Here is a 1,069-nt window from a genome sequence, read left to right as displayed (position 1 = left end):
ACAGTCACATTCATATTCACATCTGACGGAACTAACGGATTTCCGTTTTTAGTATCGTTTGTAAAAATATTTCCTAGAGTCTGAGACGCATTTGAAGCTGATGCTGATGGAATCTCATCCTCGTTTGCAACAAGATTTCCTGCCGTAACTGGTACAATTGAAACAACTGAATCACAATTTGCTGGAACGGCTCCCACTTCACATATTACATATTCTACATTATAATCTCCTTTTGGAGTATTTGGACTTACTGTAATAGTTCCATTTGTATTTAATATTAACCCTGCTGGTAAACTACCAACAATATTTAGAGTAACTTGTCCAGAGTTAGTCCCAATTACAACTGGATTTCCGTTTAAAGTATCATTTGCTGTTAACGATACTGTTGTTCCTCCAATGTTTCCATTAATTGAAGTAATTGTATCTACAACTGCTTTTATTTCATTAGCCACTACAACTGTGGCTGTAGCCGTTTTACAATTTGAAGAATTTATTTCACAGATTTCATACGTAATACTATATGATCCACTTGGTGTATTTGTTGCAAGAGTAAGTTCTCCGTCTGCATTAACACTTAATGCTCCATCGCTATGAACTGTTACAACTGTATTTAAGTTAGTAACGGCCACCCCATTTAATGTGTCGTTTGTTTTAACATTTCCAACATTTATTGCTGAAGAGCCTGAAGTTTTTACTCCAAATGAGTCAGTATTTGCACATAGAATTGAATTAATAACAAAACTTACATCACTAGAAGGGCATCCATTAGATGATACCGAAATAGTATAGCTTCCTGTAGGCGCTGTAATTGTACCCACATTATTTGTAACTCCAGTTGAAGGAGTTATTGTATAAGTATAAGCCGAATTGTAATTATTAATAATAAAGCTTCCCATAGCTGTTAAACATGTTGGCTGTGTAATAGCACTTAATGTTGGTACAGTTGGAACAGAATAGATTTGTACATCAACCGAAGTTCTTGCGCTTTCACATCCGTCTGACGAAGTCTGGCTTACGTAATAGGTTCCTGTTGCCAAAGCATCTGTTCCCGCAAGCGCTGTTCCGCCTG

Annotated in this window: 1 pseudogene; it reads right to left on the bottom strand. The window is 36.6% G+C overall.

Annotated features, from left to right (window positions below):
* Window positions 1-1,069 (bottom strand): annotated as a pseudogene (locus DM444_RS00200) (hypothetical protein); the annotation flags it as partial.

This window comes from Flavobacterium ginsenosidimutans, from assembly GCF_003254625.1.
In the GTDB taxonomy this organism is placed as follows: Bacteria; Bacteroidota; Bacteroidia; order Flavobacteriales; family Flavobacteriaceae; genus Flavobacterium; species Flavobacterium ginsenosidimutans.
This window is presented reverse-complemented; position numbering and strand designations above follow the sequence as displayed.